Raw genomic sequence first — 6,321 nt, 5'->3', positions numbered from 1 at the left:
CCACGCCGATGATAGTGCGGATACCCGTGTGAAAGTAGGTAATCGTCAGGCTCCCCTTAAAAACCCCTTGCTACCTCATAGCAGGGGGTTTTTGCTTTTGCAGGCTCGGACTCCTGCGCTAACTGCCCGGCACGTGCACGATGAGCGACGATGGGCTTGGCCCTCGCCTTGCAGTGCATGGGCTTGTGGGGGTGACGCAGATGTCGGCTGCTGCCGGCTTGCGTCGAGCTGGTCCGCGCTGCTTTGGGCCCGAGCGCCCCTGCTCACGTTTCGTGTTGCGAAGGCCCGGACGCACGCGATGCTCTATCCGATTCAGCCCACTCTCCCTCACCTTCGCTCCCTGTTGCGTCGGCGTCATGAAGTGATAATCCCGCTAGATCCGCGCCTGTTTCTCGCTTAGCATTCCGCCTCGGGGTTAGTGGTAGTTCGAGGAGCGAAACGGGTGGTAAATCAAGTTCGAAGCAAGCGTCCGATTGTCGTGCGCATAGGTGAGTTCTTTGCGATCGCTGTAGTAATCTCCTTCGGGTTAGGCGGATGCGCCGTGCCGAGCTCCGCGCCCGATCACCCCTTAACGGATATCTCGCCGCAACGCGACGACATTGCGCCGCTGTCAGCCGCGACGAATTCGGAAGGGCTTCCGCCGTATTGGGAAACCTATCTCGTGACACGCCAGAAGCATCTCACGAGATATGAGCAAACCACGGACGGCAGCGGGGTTGCCATTATTCGTGCGACGGTGGATGGATCGGCTTCGGGGCTCGCGCAGAAACTCGACATTCCTATCTATCCGGGAGCACGTCTGACATGGCGCTGGCGTGCCGAGGCCATACCGACGAATGCGGACATTCGCACCAAGCGGTATGACGATGCACCCGTACGGATCGCGCTGGCGTTCGACGGAGACCCGTCGAAACTGACGGTCCAGGATCATCTTCACCGGGAACTGGCGCGCTTGGTCAGTGGCCGCGAACTGCCATATGCCACGCTCATGTACACGTGGGGTGACGACAACTTCGCCGCCGACGAGGTGGTTGCCAACCCATACACCTCGCGCATCCGCTCCATTGTCGTAGAACGCGGCACGGCGCATCTGGGGAATTGGCAAACGTATTCCCGCGATGTCGCCAAAGATTACGAGAAGGCATTCGGTGAACCACCGGGGCGCCTCATCGGCATCGCCATCATGAGCGACGGCGATAACACGCAGACCAAATACACGGCCTGGTACGGCGACATCCAACTTCGTACCGATCGCATTCCCACGACAACAGCGTCGAAATAGGTCGAATTCGCGCGACGCACACAAAAGGGACGGCGAATGACCGCCGGCCCGTTGCCGGGCTCCCGATCCTGCGATCGTCGAGCCGCTGAGCAAGCCTATTTATTGCGCTCGAAATACGTCTCCACGAGTTTCACCCAATATGTGCCGCCCAGTGGGAGCAGGTCGTCGTTGAAGTCGTAGCTGGCGTTATGCAGGTTGCACGGGCCCAGGCCATGCCCGCTATCGCGGTGTGTGCCGTCGCCGTTGCCGATGAAAACGTAGGCCCCCGGCTTTTCCAGAAGCATGAAGGAGAAGTCCTCCGCGCCCATCGTCGGTTCGACCTTGTCATTGACATTCTCGTCGGGCACCACCTGGCGCATGACATCGGCGCACAGCGCGGCCATACGCGGATCATTGATCGTCGGCGGATAATTCCGAAGGAATTCGATCTCAGCCGAGCATCCCAGGCCCCTGGCCACAAATTCGGAGATTTCGCGCAAACGCGCTTCGATCAGGTCCAACACTTCGATGGAGAAGGTGCGAATCGTGCCGCCCAACCAGGCGACGTCCGGCACGACGTTCGTCGTGTCGCCAGCGTGAATCTGGGTGATGGACAACACTGCGGCATCGATCGGGCGCTTGTTGCGCGTAATGATGCTCTGCAGCGCCTGCGCCACCTGAACAGCGGCAATCACAGGATCGATGCCCGCGTTCGGAATGCCCGCGTGCGTGCCCTTGCCGCGAATCGTGATCTTGAACTCGTTGCTCGAGGCCATCATCGGTCCGGGCGTCACGGCGAACGTGCCGGTCGGCACGCCCGGCCAATTGTGCATGCCGAACACCGCTTCCATGGGGAAACGCTCGAACAGGCCATCCCTGATCATCTCGCGGGCGCCGCCGCCGCCTTCTTCCGCGGGCTGGAAAATCAGATAGACGGTGCCGTCGAAGTTGCGATGCTTTTGCAGATATTGCGCGGCCGCCAGCAGCATGGCGGTGTGGCCGTCATGGCCGCACGCGTGCATCTTTCCTTCGTGCTTCGAAGCATGTTCGAACGTATTGGCTTCGCGAATCGGCAGGGCGTCCATATCAGCGCGCAGGCCGATGGCGCGGTCGCTGCTGCCATTCTTGATGATGCCCACGACGCCAGTCTTGCCCAGACCGCGATGGATCGGGATGCCCCACCTGGTCAACGTCTCGGCGACGACGTCGGACGTGCGCTTCTCTTCAAAACACAATTCCGGATGGGCGTGAATGTCACGTCGGATGGCCTGGATTTCGCCGCGGGCGGCGTCGATTTCTGGAATGAGCTTCATGACGAATTTTCCTGCGGAGCGCAATGACTCATCTTACCCTTAATGGACAGGTCTGACAGCTTGGTAGGAAATGGCTCAGGACGGCACCGGATTTGTCCGGAAAGCGTCCTGGATCCCCGTGTAGCGGGGCGCTGCGGGGGGGAACGTAATACAATATGCCCTGCACACGACCATTTCCGGGCGCAACAATCCGGTAGAGAGGAGTAGTTTTCATGACGACCAATACCCACGTCGTTCGGGCAGCGTGTCCGCATGACTGTCCCGACACGTGCGCATTGCACGTAACCGTGGAGAACGGCGTCGCGATCAAGGTCCAGGGGGATCCGGACCATCCGACGACCAACGGCGTCCTGTGTACGAAAGTCTCGCGTTACACCGAAAGAACCTATCACCCGGATCGTCTGCTCCATCCACTCAAGCGCGTCGGCCCGAAGGGCAGCGGACAGTTCGTGCGGGTCGGCTGGGATGAGGCGCTCGATGAGATCGCAGCGCGGTTGCGCGCCATTGCGGATCGTGAGCCGGAGGCCATTTTGCCCTACAGTTATGCTGGCACGATGGGCTTCGTGCAAGGCGAATCCATGGCTGCACGGTTCTTCAACAAACTCGGTGCATCCGACCTCGATCGCACAATCTGCGCCAGCGCCGGCGCCGCGGGGCTGCGATACACATACGGGGCCGGTGTCGGCATGCATGTCGAGCACTTCGCCGACAGCAAGCTGATCCTGATCTGGGGCAGCAATCCGATCACATCGAGCGTGCATTTCTGGGCGATTGCGCAGGAAGCCAAGCGCCGCGGCGCGAAGCTGATCGCGATTGACCCCTATCGTTCGCTCACGGCGGAGAAGTGCCATCAGCACATTGCGCTGTTGCCAGGCACCGATGCCGCCCTCGCGCTGGGGATGATGCACGTGCTGATTGCGGAGGATCTCGTCGATCATGAGTACATCTCCCGCCACACCGTGGGATATGCCCAACTCAAGGATCGTGTGCGCCGTTACACGCCCGCGCGCGTGGCGGAGATCTGTGGTATCGACGAGGCGACGATCATCACACTGGCGCGCGAGTATGCGAGCGCGAAGCCGGCGGCAATCCGGCTGAACTACGGCATGCAGCGCGCCAAGGGCGGTGGTCAGGCGACGCGGGCCGTGGCTTGCCTGCCGGCATTGATCGGTGCCTGGCGGGATCCCGCCGGTGGGTTGCTGATGTCGACGTCGGGATATGCGCCGGTGGATTCGGCAGCGCAGGCACGTCCGGATCTGCGTCCGCGTCAGGACAAGCCGGCGCGGGTGGTGAACATGAGCGCAATAGGCGATGCGCTTTGTCATCCGGGCGACGCGACGTTCGGTCCGAAGATCGAGGCGCTCGTCGTGTACAACAGCAATCCGGTGGCTGTTGCCCCCGAATCGGGTAAGGTCGCTGCCGGCTTTGCTCGGGAAGACCTCTTCACGGTCGTGCTGGAGCATTTCCAAACCGACACGGCTGACTATGCCGACTTCGTGCTGCCCGCCACCACGCAGCTCGAGCACCTCGATATTCACAAGGCGTACGGCCATACCTATCTGCTGGCGAACAATCCGGCGATTGCACCACTCGGTGAGGCCAAGCCCAACTCGGAGATCTTTCGTCTGCTGGCCCGACGGATGGGTTGGCAGGACACCTGTTTCTCGGATACGGACGATGAACTCGCTGCGCAATCGATGCGCTGGAACGACGCACGCATGGCGGGAAGCGATTGGGAAACGCTCAAACGGGACGGCTGGATTCGATACGATCTGCCCGAAGCGCCGTTCGCGAACGGCGGGTTTTACACGCCGTCCGGGAAATGCGAGTTTTACTCGGAACGCATGTTGGAAGAGGGCTTCGACCCTTTGCCCGATTGGGTGCCGCCATACGAGTCGGTGGCAAGTAATCCGGATCTGGCCGCGCGTTATCCGCTCGCGATGATTTCGCCGCCGGCACGCAACTTCCTGAATTCGAGCTTTGTGAATGTCGAGAGCTTGCGTGCTTCGGTAGGGGAGCCAACGCTGGACATCCACCCGTCGGACGCCGCATCGCGTGGCATTGCCGACGGTGCCGGCGTGCGTATCTTCAACGACCGGGGGACGTTGCGCGCGAAGGCCAGAGTCACCGAAAAGGCGCGCGAAGGCGTTGTGGTGGGACTGTCGATCTGGTGGAAAAAGCTGGCGCCGGATGGCAAGAACGCCAACGAAGTGACGAGTCAACAGTTGACGGATCTGGGCCGGGCTCCCACGTTTTACGACTGCCTGGTAGAAGTCGCGCCGGCCTGATCCGATCATTCGTGCTGCCGGCGAGGGGGGGCGCGATGCCATCTTTGTTTGCGAAGCTCCCGGCGCGTTGGTGCCGACTCGCGCGGGAATGGTGGCCGAGTGGCCGCATATCGGGGGGCCTGTCGGACGCGCGTGTGCGGCTTCCCGTGAGTTTGACGAACGTGCGGGCGTCCTCCGGGAAGCCGGTTGTCGTGCGGCGCCGCCTGAATCGGTCGGCCGGGACATCGTTCGCGTGCGGGCTGGTGCTTGTCCTGGCGGGATGTGGCCAGATCGGCTACTACGCGCAGTCGATCAATGGTCATTTCACCGTGCTTCACGATGCGCAGCCCGTGGCCGATTTACTCGCCGATCCGTCGCTCGATCCGCGTTTGCGCGCGCGCCTAGTCGAAGCCGAGCAAATTCGCAGCTACGCCGTTACGGCGCTTAGTGAGCCGGACAACGGCAGTTATCGCAGTTATGCGGATCTCAAGCGACCCTTCGTCGTGTACAACGTCTTCGCAGCGCCGGCATTGTCACTGAAGCTCCGCGAGTCGTGCTTGTTGGTCGTCGGGTGCGTCGAATACCGCGGCTATTACTCGCGGGAGTCGGCGCAAGCTTATGCCGACGAGCTGCACCGCGATGGCTGGGAGACGTTCGTCGCGGGAATCCCCGCCTATTCGACGTTGGGTTACTTCGACGATCCGCTGCTGAACACCTTTATTTATCTTCCCCGCGCGGAAGTCGCTCGCATGATCTTCCACGAACTTGCGCACCAGATTCTGTTTGTCCGGGGCGATACACCGTTCAATGAGTCGTTTGCGGTGACGGTGGAAACCGTGGGGGTGCGGCGATGGCTGGCATCACATCCGGATGCGGCCCTGGAGTACGAGCACTACGACGCGCATCGACGCCAGTTCCGTAAGTTGGTCGACGGTTATCGCAAGCGTCTGGAAGCGCTGTATGGGGGGGATGGGACAGACGCCGAGAAGGCCAGGCAGAAGGACATTCTTTTCGCCGGCATGCGTGCCGACTATGAAGCCCTAAAGGCCTCGTGGGGTGGATATAACGGCTTCGACCGATGGTTTGCGAGCGATCTGAACAACGCCAAGATCGGTTCATTCGCCACATACAACCAGTGGGTGCCGGCATTCATGGCCCTGTTGGCGCAGGAGCGCAACAATTTGCCGGCCTTCTACAAGGCGGTGAAAGCGCTGTCAAAGCGTCCCGAAATAGAGCGCAACAGAGAACTCACCGCATGGAATGGCACGCCGGCGGCCGCCGCTGCCCGTGCCCTGCTCGATGCTCCGTTGCAGGCGAATCGATAGACAACCTTTCTCGTAACGAGGGGGCGCCGCGTCGGGGGCCACAATGGGCCGCGCCGCAACACGGCGGAAGTGGACCTGCAGTCACGCGGCAATAGAGCAGCAATAGAGCAACAATAGGGCGATACGCCCGTAATGGTGCCGCGACTTCGCAAGCG

The 6,321-nt window shown here is 61.4% G+C and carries 4 protein-coding genes; 3 read left to right on the top strand and 1 reads right to left on the bottom strand.

Features of this window, described 5'->3' with window-relative positions:
* Positions 1-442: 442 nt before the first annotated feature.
* Positions 443-1,282 (top strand): DUF3047 domain-containing protein, encoded by an 840-nt coding sequence (locus tag PMO31116_RS09885; RefSeq protein WP_174971070.1) that lies wholly within the window; start codon positions 443-445, stop codon positions 1,280-1,282.
* A gap of 95 nt (positions 1,283-1,377) precedes the next feature.
* Here PMO31116_RS09885 and PMO31116_RS09880 read toward each other — a convergent pair whose 3' ends face one another.
* Positions 1,378-2,574: a M20 aminoacylase family protein gene (locus PMO31116_RS09880; RefSeq protein ID WP_150566532.1), complete on the bottom strand. Its 1,197-nt coding sequence runs from the start codon at positions 2,572-2,574 to the stop codon at positions 1,378-1,380.
* Positions 2,575-2,786: 212 nt separating this feature from the next.
* Between PMO31116_RS09880 and PMO31116_RS09875 the strand changes: the two genes are divergently transcribed.
* Together PMO31116_RS09875 and PMO31116_RS09870 are read left to right on the top strand one after the other, a co-directional pair.
* Entirely contained in the window at positions 2,787-4,862 is a 2,076-nt protein-coding gene (locus PMO31116_RS09875) for a molybdopterin-containing oxidoreductase family protein (RefSeq protein ID WP_150566531.1), read from the top strand.
* Between the two features lie 146 nt (positions 4,863-5,008).
* A complete protein-coding gene (locus PMO31116_RS09870) occupies positions 5,009-6,166 on the top strand; it encodes an aminopeptidase (protein WP_246185225.1) in 1,158 nt (385 codons plus the stop codon).
* Positions 6,167-6,321 lie beyond the last annotated feature (155 nt).

The sequence above is a fragment of the Pandoraea morbifera genome (assembly GCF_902459575.1).
GTDB classification, from domain to species: Bacteria; Pseudomonadota; Gammaproteobacteria; order Burkholderiales; family Burkholderiaceae; genus Pandoraea; species Pandoraea morbifera.
The sequence above is the reverse complement of the archived record's forward strand: the minus strand, read 5'-3'. Positions and strand labels throughout refer to the sequence as shown.